Source organism: Pseudomonas sp. GW822-FHT04H02 (genome assembly GCF_058800645.1).
Map to the genome: position 1 here is coordinate 1,423,530 of NZ_JBXAMM010000001.1, position 17,194 is coordinate 1,440,723.

Genomic DNA, 17,194 nt, shown 5'->3' on the forward strand with positions numbered 1-17,194 from the left:
ATGAATTTTTCCCAGTTCTTCATTTCAAGGCCGATCTTCGCCGCGGTGCTGTCGCTGCTGATCCTGATCGCCGGCGCCATCTCGCTGTTCCAGTTGCCCATCAGCGAATACCCGGAAGTGGTGCCGCCCACCGTGGTGGTGCGCGCCAACTTCCCGGGGGCCAACCCGAAAGTCATCGGTGAAACCGTGGCCGCGCCCCTGGAACAGGCGATCACCGGGGTCGAGAACATGCTCTACATGTCCTCGCAATCCACCGCTGACGGCAAGATCACCCTGACCATCACCTTCGCCCTGGGCACCGACCTGGACAACGCCCAGGTGCAGGTCCAGAACCGCGTGACCCGCACCCAGCCCAAGCTGCCCGAAGAAGTGACGCGCATCGGTATCACCGTGGACAAGGCCTCTCCGGACCTGACCATGGTGGTCCACCTGACCTCGCCGGACAAACGCTACGACATGCTCTACCTGTCCAACTACGCCCTGCTCAACATCAAGGATGAGCTGGCGCGCCTGGGTGGCGTGGGGGACGTGCAGCTGTTCGGCATGGGCGACTACTCGCTGCGGGTCTGGCTGGATCCGAACAAGACCGCTTCGCGCAACCTGACCGCCACCGACGTGGTCACCGCCATCCGTGAACAGAACCGCCAGGTCGCCGCCGGTGCCCTGGGCGCGCCGCCTGCGCCCAGCGCCACCAGCTTCCAGCTGTCGGTCAACACCCAGGGCCGCCTGGTCACCGAGGAAGAGTTCGAGAACATCATCATCCGCTCCGGTGAGGACGGTGAGATCACCCGCCTGAAGGACATCGCCCGCATCGAGCTGGGGTCGAGCCAGTACGCTTTGCGTTCCCTGCTCAACAACCAGCCGGCGGTGGCGATCCCGATCTTCCAGCGTCCGGGCTCCAACGCCATCGAGATCTCCAATGAAGTGCGGGCCAAGATGGCCGAACTCAAGCAGAGCTTCCCGCAGGGCATGGACTTCAGCATCGTCTACGACCCGACCATCTTCGTCCGCGGCTCCATCGAGGCCGTGGTGCACACCCTGTTCGAAGCCCTGATCCTGGTAGTGCTGGTGGTGATCCTGTTCCTGCAGACCTGGCGTGCCTCGATCATCCCGCTGGTGGCCGTACCGGTGTCGCTGATCGGCACCTTCGCGGTGATGCACCTGTTCGGTTTCTCGCTCAATGCCCTGTCGCTGTTCGGCCTGGTGCTGGCCATCGGCATCGTGGTGGACGACGCCATCGTGGTGGTGGAGAACGTCGAACGTAACATCGGCCTGGGCCTGAACCCGGTGGAGGCCACCAAGCGCGCCATGCGTGAAGTGACCGGCCCGATCATCGCCACCGCCCTGGTGCTGTGCGCGGTGTTCGTACCGGCAGCCTTCATCAGTGGCCTGACCGGGCAGTTCTACAAGCAGTTCGCCCTGACCATCGCCATCTCCACGGTGATCTCGGCCTTCAACTCCCTGACCCTGTCGCCGGCCCTGGCCGCGGTATTGCTCAAGGAACACCACGCGCCCAAGGACCGTTTCTCGAAGATCCTCGACAAGCTGCTGGGGGGCTGGCTGTTCAAACCCTTCAACCGCTTCTTCGATCGCGCCAGCCATGGTTATGTCGGCACCGTGCGCCGGGTCATCCGCGGCAGCGGCATCGCCCTGTTCCTCTATGCAGGCCTGATGGTGCTGACCTGGTTCGGCTTCGCCCACACCCCGACCGGTTTCGTCCCGGCCCAGGACAAGCAGTACCTGGTGGCCTTCGCCCAACTGCCGGACGCCGCCAGCCTGGACCGCACCGAAGACGTGATCAAGCGCATGTCCGACATCGCCCTGAAGCAGCCCGGCGTGGAAAGCGCGGTGGCCTTCCCCGGCCTGTCGATCAACGGCTTCACCAACAGCCCGAACAACGGCATCGTCTTCGTCACCTTGAAGCCCTTCGATGAGCGCAAGGACCCGAGCATGTCCGCCGGTGCCATCGCCGGTGCCCTGAACGGCAAGTACGCGGATATCCAGGACGCCTACATGGCGATCTTCCCACCGCCGCCGGTACAGGGCCTGGGAACCATCGGCGGCTTCCGCCTGCAGGTGGAGGACCGCAGCGGCCTGGGCTACGACGAGCTGTACAAGGAAGTGCAGAACGTCATCACCAAGAGCCGCAGCGTGCCGGAACTGGCCGGGCTGTTCACCAGCTACCAGGTCAACGTGCCCCAGGTGGATGCTGCCATCGACCGGGAAAAGGCCAAGACCCACGGCGTGGCGATCTCCGACATCTTCGACACCCTGCAGATCTACCTGGGTTCGCTGTATGCCAACGACTTCAACCGCTTTGGCCGCACCTACCAGGTCAACGTCCAGGCCGAGCAGCAGTTCCGTCTCGAGCCCGAGCAGATCGGCCAGCTGAAAGTGCGCAACAACAAGGGCGAGATGATCCCCCTGGCCACCTTCATCAAGGTCAGCGACACCGCAGGTCCCGACCGCGTGATGCACTACAACGGCTTCGTCACCGCGGAAATCAACGGCGCAGCGGCCCCGGGCTACAGCTCCGGGCAAGCGGAAGCGGCGATCGAGAAACTGCTCAAGGAAGAACTGCCCAACGGCATGACCTACGAATGGACCGAGCTGACCTACCAGCAGATCCTGGCCGGTAACACCGCGCTGTTCGTCTTCCCGCTCTGCGTGCTGCTGGCCTTCCTGGTGCTGGCCGCTCAGTACGAAAGCTGGAGCCTGCCACTGGCGGTGATCCTGATCGTGCCCATGACCCTGCTGTCGGCCATTACCGGGGTGATCGTCTCCGGGGGCGACAACAACATCTTCACCCAGATCGGCCTGATCGTTCTGGTGGGCCTGGCCTGCAAGAACGCGATCCTGATCGTCGAGTTCGCCAAGGACAAGCAAGAGGAAGGCCTGGACCCGCTGGCCGCGGTGCTGGAAGCCTGCCGCCTGCGTCTGCGGCCGATCCTGATGACCTCCTTCGCCTTCATCATGGGCGTGGTGCCCCTGGTGATCTCCAGCGGCGCCGGTGCGGAAATGCGTCATGCCATGGGTGTCGCGGTGTTCTCCGGGATGCTCGGGGTGACCTTCTTCGGCCTGCTGCTGACTCCGGTGTTCTATGTACTGATCCGCAACTACGTGGAGCGCAGCGAGGCGCGCAAAGCCGCCCGTGCTCTGCAACTGGAGGCGCAACAATGAGTTCCAAAGTCTTCCTGCCGAGCCTGCTGGTGCTGGCCCTCGGTGCCTGCGCCGTCGGTCCGGACTACCAGAGCCCAACCACCGAGGCGGCGCACATCAGCGCCGCCACCGATGGCGCTGCGGGCCAGAAGAACTTCGACCGCGCACGCTTCGAAGGCATCTGGTGGCAGCAGTTCGATGACCCGACTCTCAACCAGCTGGTGAGCAAATCGTTGCAGGGCAACCGTGAACTGCGGGTGGCCTTCGCCCGCCTGCGGGCCGCCCGGGCGATTCGCGATGACGCCAGCAATGACGCCATGCCCACCATCACCAGCCGCGCCAGCAGCGACCTGGCCAAGGGGCAGATCCCCGGCCAGACCACCAAGCGAGTGAACAGCGAGCGCTACGACCTGGGCCTGGACATGGCCTGGGAGCTGGACCTGTTCGGCCGCATCCAGCGCAACCTGGAAGCCACCGACGCCGACCAGCAGGCCGCCGAGGCCGACCTCTACCAACTGCAGGTGACCATGATCGCCGAGCTGGTGGACGCCTACGGCCAGTTGCGCGGCGCACAGCTGCGGGAAAAGATCGCCCTGGCCAACCTGGACAACCAGCAGGAGTCGCGCAAGATCACCGAAAGCCTGCGCGACGCCGGGGTCGGCGACCAGCTCGATGTGGTCCGCGCCGACGCCCGCCTGGCTTCGGTGGAAGCCAGCGTGCCGCAGTTGCAGGCCGAGCAGACCCGCCAGCGCAACCGCATCGCCACCCTGCTGGGTGAACGCCCGGACAAGCTCAGCGTCGACCTGTCGCCGGCGCAGCTGCCGGCCATTGCCAAGGCCCTGCCGATTGGCGACCCGGGCGAGCTGCTGCAACGCCGGCCGGACATTCTCAGCGCCGAACGCAAGCTGGCAGCGGCCACCGCGCGCATCGGCGTGGCCAAGGCCGACCTGTTCCCACGGGTCAGCCTCAGCGGCTTCCTCGGCTTCACTGCCGGGCGCGGTTCGCAGATCGGCTCCTCGGCGGCCAATGCCTGGGCCCTGGGCCCGAGCATCACCTGGGCGGCCTTCGACCTGGGCAGTGTGCGAGCCCGCCTGCGCGGCGCCGACGCCAATGCCGACGGCGCCCTGGCCAGCTACGAGCAGCAGGTGCTGCTGGCCCTGGAGGAATCGGAAAACGCCTTCAGCGACTACGGCAAGCGCCAGCAACGGCTGATCTCCCTGATTCGCCAGAGCGAATCCAGCCGCGCCGCCGCGAACCTGGCCGAGATTCGCTACCGCGAAGGCACCGTGGACTTCCTGGTGCTGCTCGATGCCCAGCGTGAACGCCTGGCCGCCGAAGACTCCCAGGCCCAGGCCGAAGTCGACCTGTACCGCGGCATCGTCGCCATCTACAAGGCCCTGGGTGGTGGCTGGCAACCGGAGACGGTAGCCAGCAAGTAAGGATTTGCAACGAGCTCCTTTGGTTGGCCGCAACCAACCAATGTTTGGCCCCGTGGATCATTCGGTCGCGGGGCTTTTTTTTGCCCGGCTCAAGGGCCTCTTCGCCGGCAAGCCGGCTCCTACAAGAGCCCGCGCAACGCATGGCCCCAAACGCATGGCCCCGGTAGGAGCTGGCTTGCCAGCGAAGGCGCCCGCCAGAACACCGCCCACCCCAATCCCATTGATAGAGGCCGTCGATCATGCGGTTGGCCATTGCGATTGGACAGCCCCACAGCGCGCTCCTACTCTTCACTCGCCGCGTAATCGCCCTGGCCTCAGCCCCCCATGATTGTCCGCCCCAAGCCGAACCTGATCGGCATCCTCTTCGCCCTCAAGGGCTCGATTGCCAAGCGCATTGCCCTGCGCTGCGTACTGGTCACACTGCTGGCCTCGGTGATCGTGCTGGTGGAAACCCTGCAACCGAGCTATTTCTCCAAGGTCAACGCCACACCCTTCACCCTGCTGGGGCTGTCGCTGTCGATCTTCATGAGCTTTCGCAACAACGCCTGCTACGACCGCTGGTGGGAAGGCCGCAAGCAATTGGGGCAGTTGATCATCGAGGTGCGTTCGCTGATCCGTGAAAGCCTGATCATCGACGGCCACCCCGAGCGCGAGGGCATGCTGCGCGACCTGTGCGGCTTTGCCCACAGCCTGATCGCCCGCCTGCGCCATGAAGACGAGGCCGCCGCCCTGCGCCCCTGGGCCCAGGCCAGCCTCGATCCCGGCCACCCGAACCTCACCGACGCGCAGTTGCAACGCATTGGCCAGCGCTGCTCGCAGTGGGCCCAGCAGGGGCTCATCAGCGAATGGCGCTACACCCAACTGGAAACCCGGCTGGTCAGCCTGAGCCTGGTGCAGGCCGCCTGCGAGCGGATCCAGAACACCCCGCTGCCCTTCCCCTACACCCTGCTGCTGCACCGCACCATCTACCTGTTCTGCATCCTCCTGCCGTTCGCCATGGCCGAGCCCCTGGGCTGGCTGACGCCGATCTTCACCGCCATTGTCAGCTACACCTTCCTGGGCCTGGACGAGATCGGCGACGACCTCGAAGACCCTTTCGGCTATGACGACAACGACCTGCCGTGCAGCGCTCTATTGCGCGGCCTGGAGCGCGAAGTCCTGGCGGCGCTGGGGCAAACCGAGCTGCCGCCGCTGCTGGAGCCGCAGGAGTACGTGCTGACCTGAACCGGGGTTTGACTCAAGCCGGTTCCTGACCGAAGCTTGCGCCTTCCAAAAGTCGCCAGCTTCCGGATTCCTGCATGTCCCAGCCCCGCCGCTACCTGCTGATCAGCCTGCTTACCGTCGTCGTCCTGGCCCTGGCCTGGAGCTTTCTGCGCAGCAGCCCGCCGCAGGTTCCCGAGGCCATCAAGCATGGCTACAGCGCGGCACTGGAAAAAGCCCGCAATGGCCAGCCTGGCGCGGCGCGCGTGCTCTACCAGCAGTTGGGCCGGCCCGACCTCGACGACCAGCAGCGCATCCGCTTGCTGGCAGTGCTGGCCAACTACCCCAGCCCCCAGGCATTGAAACTGGCGGACGCCGACCTCTATCACCCTTCTGCCGATGTGCGCAAAGCGGCGATCAAGAGCGTGCTCGGCCTGGTGCCCAGCGGCCAGCGCAGCCTGCTGCTGGGGCCATTGCTGGACGATCACGAACAGAGCGTGCGCTTCGCCGCGGTGGACGCCCTGCTGGGCCTGAGCCCCGACGACCAGGGCCTGTACTTCGGCCCGTTGCAGCAGGTGATCGACGAATACACCCAAGTGCTCAAGACCCGCGGCGACAACGTCGAGGCCCAGTACCAGCTGGCTCGCCTGTACCTGCACAATGCCGACCTGATCAAGGCCCAGCAGACCCTGGAACAGGCCCTGCGCCTGGCCCCGGACAACCTGCAGGCAGTGGTGCTGCAGATCGAAGTGCTGGACAAGCAGGGCCAGAGCGATGCCGCCCGCCAATTGCTGGCCAAGCAGTTGCAGGCACAGCAGGATTCGGCCTACCTGCAACATGCCCTGGGGCTCTGGCTGCTGCACCATGGCCAGGGCGAGTTCGCCCTGCTCGGCTTGTCCCGGGCGGTGGAACTGGAGCCTAACAACGCCGCCTACCGCTACGACCTGGCCACCACCCTGCACAGCGAACAGGAGCTGGAAGCGGCGCAGAAGCAACTGGAGGAAATCGTCCAGCGCCAGCCCTACAACCGCAAGGCGCGGGTGCTGCTGATCAGCTACTGGAAGGAAAGCGGCCAGTTGCAGAACGTCCAGGTCCTGCTGGCCCAGCTGGAACAGCAGAACCCCGACGACCCGGCCCTGCAGCAGGGCCTGTAGCCGCCCCCCGGGCCTTGCCTCGCGATCCCCAGCCGAACCTTTGGCGCCCTTGAGCCCCCCGCGCCTGCTGCGTCGGAATGCCGCCCAAGCCGTTCGCAGCCTGCGCCAGCGGCTACAAGAGCCAGCACAAAACCTGTAGCCGCTGCCGAGCCTGCGAGGCTGCGAAAAGGCCCGCAGGGCCTTGCCTGGCAATCCCCAGCCGAACCTTTGGCACCCTTGCCCCCCCTGCGCCTGCTGTGCTCAGCAGCGGCTCCACGGCGACAAAAGGTTGAACCGTGCCAGCGGCAGGCGGTCAAGTGATTTATCAGCGATATCAAGGTGCTCGACGCCGTCGCCGATCACTTGGACCTATTTGCGAGGGCATTGTTTGTCGACCTCATCTGCGTTGCTCAGCGAAAAAGCCGCCACCGGCATCGAAGGCCTGGACGATATCCTCTCCGGCGGATTGTCACGTAGCCATGTGTTCCTGCTGGAAGGCGAACCCGGTACCGGCAAGACCACCGTGGCCTTGCATTTTCTGCGGGCCGGCGCCGCCGCCGGCGAGCGCTGCCTGTACATCACCCTCTCGGAAACCGAGCGCGAGTTGCGCCAGGGCGCGCAATCCCACGGCTGGCAACTGGATGAGAACATCCACATCTTCGAGCTGATCCCGCCGGAAAGCCTGCTCAACGCCGAGCACCAGCAAAGCCTGCTGTACTCCTCGGACCTGGAGCTGGGGGAAGCCACGCGGCAGATCTTCGAAGTGGTGGAGCGGGTCAAGCCGACCCGGGTGGTGCTCGACAGCCTTTCGGAAATCCGCCTGCTGGCGCAAAGCTCCCTGCGCTACCGGCGGCAGATCCTGGCGATCAAGCACTACTTCGTGCGCTATGACGCCACCGTCCTGCTGCTGGACGACCTGACCACCGAATCCCTGGACAAGACCGTGCACAGCGTGGCCCACGGGGTGATCCGCCTGGAAGAACTGACCCCCAGCTACGGCGCCGAACGCCGGCGCATCCGGGTGGTGAAATACCGGGGCCAGAAGTACCGCGGCGGCTTCCATGACTTCACCATCATGGGCGACGGGGTCCAGGTGTTTCCGCGCCTGGTGGCCGCCGAGCACCGCGGTCAATACCAGCGCCTGACCCTGACCAGCGGCATCACCGAGATGGACGCGCTGCTGGGGGGCGGCATCGAGACCGGCTCCAGCACCCTGATCCTCGGCCCCGCCGGCACCGGCAAATCGCTGATCTCGATGATCTTCGCCGCGGCCGCCGTAGCCAGGGGAGAGAAAGCCGCGCTGTTCATCTTCGATGAGGAGCTGGGGCTGCTGTTCGAGCGCATGCGCAACATGGGCATCGACCTCAAGGCGCTGCAGGCCAGCGGCAACCTGATCATCGAACAGGTGGACGCCGCCGAGCTCTCGCCGGGGGAGCTGTCCTACCGGGTGCGACGCTGCGTCGACCAGGAGCGGATCAAGACCGTGGTGATCGACAGCATCAACGGCTACCAGGCAGCGATGCCCGAGGAAAATGCCCTGGTGCTGCACATGCACGAATTGCTGCTGTACCTCAACCGCCAGGGCGCCGCCACTTTCATGACCGTGGCCCAGCATGGCCTGGTGGGCGACATGCAGGCCCCGGTGGACATCACCTACCTGGCCGACACCGTGATCTTGCTGCGTTACTTCGAGGCCCTGGGTAAGGTGCGCCGGGCCATTTCCATCATCAAGAAACGCACCGGCAGCCACGAGTCGACCATTCGTGAATACCGCATCAGCGCTCGTGGCCTGACCATAGGCGAGCCCCTGGAAGCCTTCCAGGGCGTGCTGCGGGGCGTACCTACCTACCTGGGCGAGAGCAAACCCCTGCTCAGGGATGAGGGCCAATGAGCCCCGACCTGGACTTTTCCGAACGGGCTCTGGTGCTCACGCCCCACGGGCGTGACAGCCAACTGGCGCAGATTATGCTCAAGGAGGCCGGCTTCAGCAGCCTGATCACCCCGCACCTGCCCGCCCTGTGCGAGCAGCTGGAGCATGGCGCCGGGCTGGTGATCATCGCCGCCGAAGCCTTGCGCGGGGTCGACCTGGAGCCCCTGCTGCGCCACCTGGAACAGCAACCGGCGTGGTCGGACCTGCCCATCGTGCTGCTGACCCAGCACGGCGGCCCCGAGCAGAACCCGGCATCGCGCTTCAGCGAGCCCCTGGGCAACGTCAGCTTTCTGGAACGGCCCTTCCACCCGGCGACCCTGATCAGCCTGGTCAGCGCCGCCCTGCGGGGCAGGCGCCGGCAGTACGACGCCCGCGACCGGCTGATCGACCTGAGCCAGAGCGAACTGCGCCTGCAACGCACCCTGGAGACCCTGGAACAGCAGGTGGAAGAACGCACCGCACAACTGCGGCACAACGAAGAAGCCCTGCGCCAGTCACAGAAGATGGAGGCCGTGGGGCAACTCACCGGCGGCATCGCCCACGACTTCAACAACATGCTCACCGGCATCATCGGCAGCCTGGAGCTGTTGCGCCGGCGCCTGGCCCGGGGCCGCACCGAGGACCTGGACAGCCTGATCGACCTGGGGGTGACCTCGGCCAACCGCGCCGCCGGCCTGACCCACCGCCTGCTGGCCTTCTCCAGGCGCCAGTCGCTGGACTCCAAGCCGGTGGAGATGAACGCCCTGGTGACCTCCATGGGCGAGCTGCTGCAACGCAGCCTCAGCGAAAGCATCGAGCTGGACATGCGCCTGGACCCGCAGCTATGGGTGGCCGAAGCCGACCCCAACCAACTGGAAAGCGCCCTGCTCAACCTGGTGCTCAACGCCCGGGACGCCATGCCCAACGGCGGCCGGCTGCTGGTGGAAACCCTCAACCAGCGCCTGGCCCCGGACTTCGCCCAGGCCCACGACAACCTCAAGCCGGGGGACTACGTGCTGCTGCGAGTCAGCGACAACGGCTGCGGCATGCCCGAGGCGATCATCAACCGCGTGTTCGATCCATTCTTCACCACCAAGCCCATCGGCCAGGGCACAGGGCTGGGGCTGTCGATGATCTACGGCTTCAGCAAGCAGTCCCGCGGCCATGTGACCCTCAACAGCACCCTGGGCCGAGGTACCGAGGTCAGCCTGTACCTGCCGCGTTTTGTCGGCGACCTGGAGCAGGCCGAACACCCTCTGGTGCAACAACCGCCCAATGCGCAGAACGGTGAAACCGTGCTGATCGTCGAGGACGACCCGGCGGTGCGGGTGCTGGTCTGTGCGGTGCTCAGCGAACTGGGCTACGCCTTTGTCGAAGCCGGCGATGCCCGCAGCGCCATGCCGATCCTCGACTCGGCGCAGCGCATCGACCTGCTGATCAGCGATGTCGGGCTGCCGGGCATGAATGGCCGGCAACTGGCGGAAATCGGGCGGCAGATCCGCCCGGAGCTCAAAGTCCTGTTCATCACCGGCTACGCCGAGCACGCGGCGGCCCGTGGTGGCTTTCTCGAACCCGGCATGCAACTGATCACCAAGCCGTTCACCTTCGACCTGCTGACCGCCAAGGTGCGGGAAATGATCCGCGACTGATAGCCGGGCTTCAAGCCAGCAATTGCTGGATCTGTTCCTGCAGGCTGTTGAGGTCGAAGGGCTTGGCCAGGATCGGCGCCTTGCGGGTGATGGGGCTGCCGCATTCGAGGATTTCGTTGGGGTAGCCGCTGATGAAAATCACCTTCAGATCCGGACGCAGCTTCACGGCGGGCTCGGCGATCATCACCCCGGTGATCCCGCCCGGCAGGCGGTAATCGGTGATCATCACGTCCAGGTGCGGCTTGCTGGCGAGAATCTCGAACGCCTGCTCGCCATTCTCGGCCTGCAGCACCCGGTATCCCAGGCCCGACAGGTAGTCGGCCAGAAGCATCAGGATCACTGGTTCATCTTCGACGATCAGTACGACGTCTTGTGCATCTTCACTCATGGAAAACCTTTGCTCGGTCAATTGCTGCTGTTACGACCATTGGGTCACGCAGAGGTTGCGTGCGCGTTACGCTTTTAATGATTCACCGGCCAACGGGCCTCTACAGGGGCAGGCTCACGCGAAACAGCGCGCCCTCGCCGATCCGGCTCTCGACACTGATGGCACCACCATGGGCGGTGACGATCTGCTCGGAAATGAACAGCCCCAGGCCCAGCCCCGCCGCCACGTGGTTGGCACTGACCCGTTCGAACTGCTGAAAAATGCGCTTCTGGTTGTCTTCGCTGATACCGATGCCGTGGTCACGCACCTCGACCCGAGCCTCGCCGTCCTGGGCATAGACCCGCACTTCGATCGGGCTCTTGGCGCCGTAGCGCAGGGCGTTGGTCAGCAGGTTGGAAACCACCTGTTCGATGCGGAACTCGTCCCAGTTGCCCTCCAGGGGCTGCTCGGCCTGCAGGCTCAGGGACGACTGCGCCGCTTCCACCTGAGGCGCGAAGTTTTCCACCAGCCCGCGCACCAGCTGCGCCAGATCGAACCGCGAGGGGCGGATCGACAGCTTGCCGGTACGGATGCGCGAGATGTCCAGCATGTCCTCGATCAGGCGGATCAGGCTTTTGATCTGGCGCTCGTCGCGGTCGACCATGGCGTGCATCTTGTCCAGGCTGAAGGCCGCGGCGTTCTCCCGGGCCAGGTGCATCTTGCGCAGCTGGGTCTCGAGAATCAGGCCATTGAGCGGCGTGCGCACTTCGTGGGCGACGATGGACATGAAGTCATCGCGCATGCGCACCGCCTGCTCCAGCTCGTTCTGGGTGGCCTGGAGCTTCTGGAGCAGCGCTTCCTGCTCGCGCCGGCTCTGCTCCAGGGCCTCCACCTGCTGCTTCATGGCCTTGCTCTGGCGGTACAGGTCGACGAATACGTTGACCTTGCTCTTCACCGCGTGGATGTCCAGGGGCTTGTGCAGAAAGTCCACCGCCCCGCTCTCGTAGCCCTTGAAGGCGTAGTTGAGCTCGCGCCCGGCGGCGCTGACGAAGACGATGGGAATGTTCTTGGTCTTCTCGGTGCCGCGCATCAGCTCGGCCAGCTCGAAGCCGTTCATGCCGGGCATCTGCACATCGAGGATAGCCATGGCGAACTCATGCTGGAGCAGCAGCGACAAGGCTTCGTCGGCCGACAGCGCCTTGTACACCGTACGGTCCTCGCGCTTGATCAGCGCCTCCAGGGCCAGCAGGTTCTCCGGCAGATCGTCGACGATCAGCAGCTTGGCTTGAATATTACTTAACATGGGTTCCTTCCAGCTCGGCAAGCAGACGGCTGATGCCGCGCAAAGGGAGAATGTAGTCCGGTTGATGCAGGGCCAGGGCGGCGTCCGGCATGGTCGAGACATGGGCCTCATTGGGGTCCTGGACGATGGTCAGGCCACCCTGGCGCTTGACCTCGGCCAGGCCGCGGGCGCCATCCTGGTTGGCCCCGGTCAGGAGCACCGCGGCCAGGTTCCGGCCATAGGCATCGGCGGCGGACTCGAACAGGTAGTCGATGGCCGGGCGTGAGTGATGCAGGCGTTCTTCCTGGCTCAGGGACAGGCTGCGGTCCTGCTCCACCGACAGGTGATAGCCGGGCGCGGCGAAGTACAGGGTGCCAGGCACGATCTGCTCCTTGTCGTCGGCTTCCTTCACCGCCAGCGCCAGACGCCGGTCGAAGACTTCGGCCAGCTGGCTGCGGCGCTCGTCGGGCAGGTGCAGGACCACGATCACCGGCAGGCGGAAACCCTGGGCGAAACCGCTGAACAGCTTCAGCAAGGCTTCGACCCCACCCGCAGAGGCCCCTACCACGATCGCCTCGATCTGCGGCCAGAAACCCTGGCTGACAATCTCCTGGCTCATGTCTTGCGATAGATCCGTTCTTGTTTGACCAAGGGCTCGAAGTGCTTGCCATAGGCGGAGAAGTCCAGGGTTTCCTTGCTGCCCAGCACCAGGAAACCACGATGGCAGAGGGACTCGTGAAACAGTCCGAAGGCACGATCCTGCAATTTTTTATTGAAATAAATCAATACGTTACGACAAGAAATTAATTGAGTTTCAGAAAATACACTGTCGGTCGCCAGGCTGTGATCGGCGAAGGTCACGTTCTCGCGCAGGCTCTTGTCGAAGATCGCGTAGTCGTAGGCCGCGGTGTAGTAGTCGGCAAAGGAGCGCTGGCCGCCGGCCTGCTGGTAGTTGTGGGTGTAGGCCCGCACGTTCTCCAGGGAAAAGATGCCTTGCTTGGCCTTCTCCAGGGAGCTGGGGTTGATGTCGGTGGCATAGATGATGGTGCGCTCCAGCAGCCCCTCTTCGCGCAGCAGGATGGCCATGGAGTAGACCTCCTCCCCGGTGCTGCAGCCGGCGATCCAGATCTTGATCGAAGGATAGGTCTTGAGCAGCGGCACCACCTCCTGGCGGATCGCCAGAAAGTGCGACGGGTCGCGAAACATCTCGCTCACCGGAATGGTCAGGAACTGCAGCAACTGCATGAACGCGGTGGGGTCGTGCAGCACCCGCTCCTGCAACGCAGAAATGGTCTTGCATTCGAACTGGCGCAAAGCGTGGTTGACCCGGCGCTTGATCGAGGCACCTGAGTAGTCGCGGAAGTCGTAGCTGTACTTGAGGTAAATAGCTTCGATCAGCAAACGCAGTTCGATCTCGGTATTACGCTCCACTAAATTCTTTCCATCTTGGGTAGCCACACACGGATAAGGGAAAACAGCCGGTCCAGGTCAATGGGCTTGGCCAGGTAATCGTTGGAGCCGGCCTGCAGGCAGCGCTCCTGGTCATCCTTCATGGCCTTGGCGGTGACCGCGATGATCGGCAGCTTGCGCCAGCGCGGATCCTTGCGGATCTGCACCGTGGCTTCGAAACCGTCCATCTCCGGCATCATCACGTCCATCAGCACCAGGTCGATATCCTCGACCTCATTGAGCCTGGCAATGGCTTCATGGCCGTTACGGCCGATCACCACTACCGCGCCCTTGTGTTCCAGGGCGCTGGTCAGGGCAAAGATGTTGCGCACGTCATCATCCACCAGGAGGATCTTGCGGCCCTCGAAGACCTTGTCGCGGCTGCGGGCGGTCTTGAGCATCTTCTGCCGTTCATGGGACAGCTGGGATTCGACTTTGTGCAGAAAAAGCGTCACTTCATCCAGCAGGCGCTCCGGCGAGCGCGCGCCCTTGATGATGATCGAGCGCGAATACTTGCGCAGCTCGGCCTCTTCATCCCGGGTCAGGTTGCGCCCGGTGTAGACGATCACCGGCGGGAAGGAGCAGATATCCTCGGTGGACATGCGCTTGAGCAAGTCGTTGCCGAGCATGTCCGGCAGCTTGAGGTCGATGACCATGCAGTCGTAGACGTTCTCGCGCAGCAGGTCCAGGGCATCCTGGGCCAGGCCCACGGCGGTGATCTCGATGTCATCGTCGCCGATCAACCGGGCAATGCTGTCGCGTTGCAGGTCGTCGTCCTCCACCAGCAGCACGCGCTTGACCTTCTGCGTCAGCTTGGCTTCCAGGCGGGCGAAGACATCCTTGAGCTCCTCGCGGGTGGTGGGCTTGACCGCATAACCCACGGCGCCCATGTGCATGGCCGCTTCCACCCGGTCTTCCACCGAAATCACGTGCACCGGGATGTGCCGGGTCTGGGCGTTCTCCTTGAGGCGCTGCAACACGGTCAGGCCGGAGTGGTCCGGCAGGCGCATGTCCAGCAGGATGGCGTCCGGGATGAACTGGGCAGCCAGGCTGTAGCCTTCGTCAGCGCCGTGGGCCACCAGGCAGTGGTAACCCAGCTCGTGGGCCAGGTCGAAGAGGATGTGGGCAAAGTTCGCCTCGTCTTCCACCACCAGGATGCAACGACTGCTGAACGGCGCCTTGTCGCGGTCATCGGCGAAGCGCGGAATGTCCGCCCCCGGGGCCTCGGCCACCGGCTGCGGCAGGCTGGCAGGCTGAGGCGCGGCCACGGGCGCGACTGGGGCCGGCGGCGCCACCAGCGGCTCGGCGGCCTCCTGGTACTGCTCCGGCAGCACCAGGGTGAAGATACTGCCGCGGCCGGGTTCGCTGCTGACGCTGATGGAGCCGCCGAGCAGGGTCGCCAGATCCCGGGAGATCGACAGCCCCAGGCCGGTGCCGCCATAACGCCGGTTGGTGGTGCCGTCGGCCTGGCGGAAGGCCTCGAAGATGCTTTGCTGCTGATCCTGGGCAATGCCGATCCCCGAATCCTGCACGGCAAAGGCGATACCGGCCCCCGGCTGAGCGGACACCGTGAGGCTCACCTGGCCCTTCTCGGTGAACTTGACCGCATTGGACAGCAGGTTCTTGAGAATCTGCTCGACCCGCTGGCGGTCGGTGAACAGCATCTGCGGCGCTCCCGGTTGCAGCTCCACCTTGAATTCCAGGCCCTTGTCCTGGGTCAGCGGCTGGAACAGGCTGCGCAGCCCGTCCACCAGGCGCGGCACGCTGGCGTTCTCCGGGCGCACTTCGAGCTTGCCGGCCTCGACCTTGGAGATGTCGAGGATGTCGTTGATCAGGTTCAGCAGGTCATTGCCCGCGGAATAGATCGACTCGGCGAACTTGACCTGCTCGGGGCTGAGGTTTTCCTGGGGGTTTTCCGCCAGCAGCTTGGCCAGGATCAGCGAACTGTTGAGCGGCGTGCGCAGCTCGTGGGACATGTTGGCAAGGAACTCGGACTTGTACTTGCTGGAGCGCTGCAACTCTTCGGCGCGCTCCTCGAGCTGGGTCTGGGCCTCGTTGAGCTCGTTGTTCTTGCGGTCCATGGCGTCGCGCTGATCGGCCAGGATCTGCGCCTGCTCCGCCAGTTGCTCGTTGGTCTGCTCCAGCTCCACCTGCTGGGTTTCCAGGTGCACCTGGGATTCCTTGAGGATCCGCGACTGCTCTTCCAGCTCCTCGTTGGCGGTCTTGAGCTCTTCTTGCTGCACTTGCAGCTCTTCATTGAGCTGCTGGGTCTCGGCCAGCACTTCCTGCAGGCGCTGGCGATAACGCGCGGCCTCGATGGAGGTGCCGATATTGCCGGCAATCAGTTCCAGCAGCTCGACGTCGCGCTCGCTCAAGGCCCGCAGGAAGCCCAGCTCGATCACCCCGTTGACCCGGTCGTCGTCACGGGTCGGCACCACCAGCACGCTGCGCGGCGAACCATCGCCCAGGCCGGAGCTGACCTTGAAGTAATCGGCGGGCACCTCGTCCAGACGGATCAGGCGCTTGTGCTGCGCGGCCTGCCCCACCAGCCCTTCGTCACTGTACAGCGACTGTTCCTGGGTTTCCTGTTCCCGGGAGAAGCCATAGGACGCCACGCGCCTGAGGCCACCGTGCTCCTCACGCACATAGAGCGCCGCCACCGGTGTGCCCAGGTACTGAGCGCAGAATTGCAGGATGTTGCGCCCCAGCAAATTAAGGCTCAGCTGGCCGAGCATCTGCTCGGCCAGTTCGGTCTGGCCGTTGCGCAGCCAGGCCTGCTGTTCCAGGCGCCGGGCGCTCTTTTCCTGGGCTTCGAGGTTGTCGCTGTAGCTCTTGGACAGTGCCAGCAGGTCACGACGGCCGATGTAGGCCAGCAGCGCGCTGATGCCTACCACGAACAGCAGGTACAGCACCACGCTGAAAATGGTGGTGCGGGTAACGCTCTCGTTACGCTCCAGACGCAACTGCTGCTCCATGGCCACCGCGTCGTCGTATTCCTTGCGGATCTCGTCAGTCAGGCGCTTGCCACGCCCGGCCTGCACCGCCCCGCGGTAATCACCGCTCTGGCGGCGCAGGTCGATCATGCCCTGGGCAAAGCTGTTCCACTCCACCTGCAGGGCTTCCAGGCGCTTGAGCCGGTCCACCTGCTGCGGGTTGTCCGCCACCAACTCCTGCAAGCTGCGCAGTTCGCTGACAATGCGCGGCTTGGCCACTTCGTAGGGGTCCAGAAAGTGCTCGTCGCCAGTGATCAGGAAGCCGCGCATGCCGGTTTCCAGGTCGATGGTCAGGCGCGCCGACTCGTTGAGGTTGTTGATCACTCGATCAGTGTGCTGCACCCACTGGATCACCGAGAGCAGGTAGGTGATCAGGGACACGAAAAAAAACGCGCTGAGTACACCGACACCCAGCGGCAGGCTGATGTTGCGGGTCAGCAGCTTGCGGAAACTCTGTTCATCAACCGAGGACGGACGAATCATTTGATGGGCCTTGGCGCTGGTGAAAAAAAACGAAGTTTGCCCCACATTCAGCCAGGACAGCTATTTTTTATAACCAAGGTAGCGCTCGCTTGCGATTTGTCCTGCCGTGGGACAAAGGAAGCGGTTATTCT

The 17,194-nt window shown here is 64.4% G+C and carries 11 protein-coding genes; 6 read left to right on the forward strand and 5 right to left on the reverse strand.

The annotated features are described in order from the left end of the window. The 6 genes from AC1RMG_RS06395 to AC1RMG_RS06420 all read left to right on the forward strand — a co-directional run bounded on the left by AC1RMG_RS06395 (window position 1) and on the right by AC1RMG_RS06420 (window position 10,489). Window positions 1-3,180, forward strand: coding sequence for an efflux RND transporter permease subunit (locus AC1RMG_RS06395; RefSeq protein WP_065364158.1), 3,180 nt, complete (start codon window positions 1-3; stop codon window positions 3,178-3,180). Beyond that, window positions 3,177-4,598, forward strand: a complete 1,422-nt coding sequence (locus tag AC1RMG_RS06400) for an efflux transporter outer membrane subunit (RefSeq protein WP_493168722.1) — start codon at window positions 3,177-3,179, stop codon at window positions 4,596-4,598. The genes AC1RMG_RS06395 and AC1RMG_RS06400 overlap by 4 nt, the downstream gene beginning before the upstream one ends. 324 nt (window positions 4,599-4,922) lie before the next feature. Next, window positions 4,923-5,822: a bestrophin family protein gene (locus tag AC1RMG_RS06405; RefSeq protein WP_011061526.1), complete on the forward strand. Its 900-nt coding sequence runs from the start codon at window positions 4,923-4,925 to the stop codon at window positions 5,820-5,822. 74 nt (window positions 5,823-5,896) lie between these two features. Then, entirely contained in the window at window positions 5,897-6,952 is a 1,056-nt protein-coding gene (locus AC1RMG_RS06410; protein WP_401332589.1) for a tetratricopeptide repeat protein, read from the forward strand. A gap of 367 nt (window positions 6,953-7,319) precedes the next feature. Next, the gene (locus AC1RMG_RS06415; protein ID WP_015635782.1) at window positions 7,320-8,822 is read left to right on the forward strand and encodes an ATPase domain-containing protein; all 1,503 of its coding nucleotides are present in this window, start codon (window positions 7,320-7,322) and stop codon (window positions 8,820-8,822) included. Continuing rightward, window positions 8,819-10,489 carry an ATP-binding protein gene (locus AC1RMG_RS06420; protein ID WP_493168725.1) on the forward strand — a complete coding sequence of 557 codons (1,671 nt, stop codon included), beginning with the start codon at window positions 8,819-8,821 and terminating at the stop codon, window positions 10,487-10,489. The genes AC1RMG_RS06415 and AC1RMG_RS06420 overlap by 4 nt, the downstream gene beginning before the upstream one ends. A 10-nt stretch (window positions 10,490-10,499) precedes the next feature. On the opposite strand, the gene AC1RMG_RS06425 is transcribed toward AC1RMG_RS06420, so the two are convergent. From AC1RMG_RS06425 to AC1RMG_RS06445, 5 genes are all read right to left on the reverse strand, one after another. Beyond that, window positions 10,500-10,877: a response regulator gene (locus AC1RMG_RS06425; RefSeq protein WP_011061530.1), complete on the reverse strand. Its 378-nt coding sequence runs from the start codon at window positions 10,875-10,877 to the stop codon at window positions 10,500-10,502. A gap of 100 nt (window positions 10,878-10,977) precedes the next feature. Beyond that, the gene (locus tag AC1RMG_RS06430; RefSeq protein WP_011061531.1) at window positions 10,978-12,159 is read right to left on the reverse strand and encodes a hybrid sensor histidine kinase/response regulator; all 1,182 of its coding nucleotides are present in this window, start codon (window positions 12,157-12,159) and stop codon (window positions 10,978-10,980) included. Beyond that, entirely contained in the window at window positions 12,149-12,757 is a 609-nt protein-coding gene (locus AC1RMG_RS06435) for a chemotaxis protein CheB (RefSeq protein ID WP_011061532.1), read from the reverse strand. Before AC1RMG_RS06435 ends, AC1RMG_RS06430 begins: the two co-directional genes overlap by 11 nt. Next, window positions 12,754-13,569 carry a CheR family methyltransferase gene (locus AC1RMG_RS06440; RefSeq protein ID WP_011061533.1) on the reverse strand — a complete coding sequence of 272 codons (816 nt, stop codon included), beginning with the start codon at window positions 13,567-13,569 and terminating at the stop codon, window positions 12,754-12,756. Before AC1RMG_RS06440 ends, AC1RMG_RS06435 begins: the two co-directional genes overlap by 4 nt. Next, window positions 13,569-17,063, reverse strand: coding sequence for a response regulator (locus tag AC1RMG_RS06445; protein WP_493168727.1), 3,495 nt, complete (start codon window positions 17,061-17,063; stop codon window positions 13,569-13,571). The genes AC1RMG_RS06440 and AC1RMG_RS06445 overlap by 1 nt, the downstream gene beginning before the upstream one ends. Window positions 17,064-17,194: the final 131 nt, after the last annotated feature.

Coding starts and splice junctions, on each gene's coding strand:
- AC1RMG_RS06395 (WP_065364158.1), top strand. CDS start 1: ATGAATTTTTCCCAGTTCTTCATTTCAAGGCCGATCTTCGCCGCGGTG.
- AC1RMG_RS06400 (WP_493168722.1), top strand. CDS start 3,177: ATGAGTTCCAAAGTCTTCCTGCCGAGCCTGCTGGTGCTGGCCCTCGGT.
- AC1RMG_RS06405 (WP_011061526.1), top strand. CDS start 4,923: ATGATTGTCCGCCCCAAGCCGAACCTGATCGGCATCCTCTTCGCCCTC.
- AC1RMG_RS06410 (WP_401332589.1), top strand. CDS start 5,897: ATGTCCCAGCCCCGCCGCTACCTGCTGATCAGCCTGCTTACCGTCGTC.
- AC1RMG_RS06420 (WP_493168725.1), top strand. CDS start 8,819: ATGAGCCCCGACCTGGACTTTTCCGAACGGGCTCTGGTGCTCACGCCC.
- AC1RMG_RS06425 (WP_011061530.1), bottom strand. CDS start 10,877: ATGAGTGAAGATGCACAAGACGTCGTACTGATCGTCGAAGATGAACCA.
- AC1RMG_RS06430 (WP_011061531.1), bottom strand. CDS start 12,159: ATGTTAAGTAATATTCAAGCCAAGCTGCTGATCGTCGACGATCTGCCG.
- AC1RMG_RS06435 (WP_011061532.1), bottom strand. CDS start 12,757: ATGAGCCAGGAGATTGTCAGCCAGGGTTTCTGGCCGCAGATCGAGGCG.
- AC1RMG_RS06445 (WP_493168727.1), bottom strand. CDS start 17,063: ATGATTCGTCCGTCCTCGGTTGATGAACAGAGTTTCCGCAAGCTGCTG.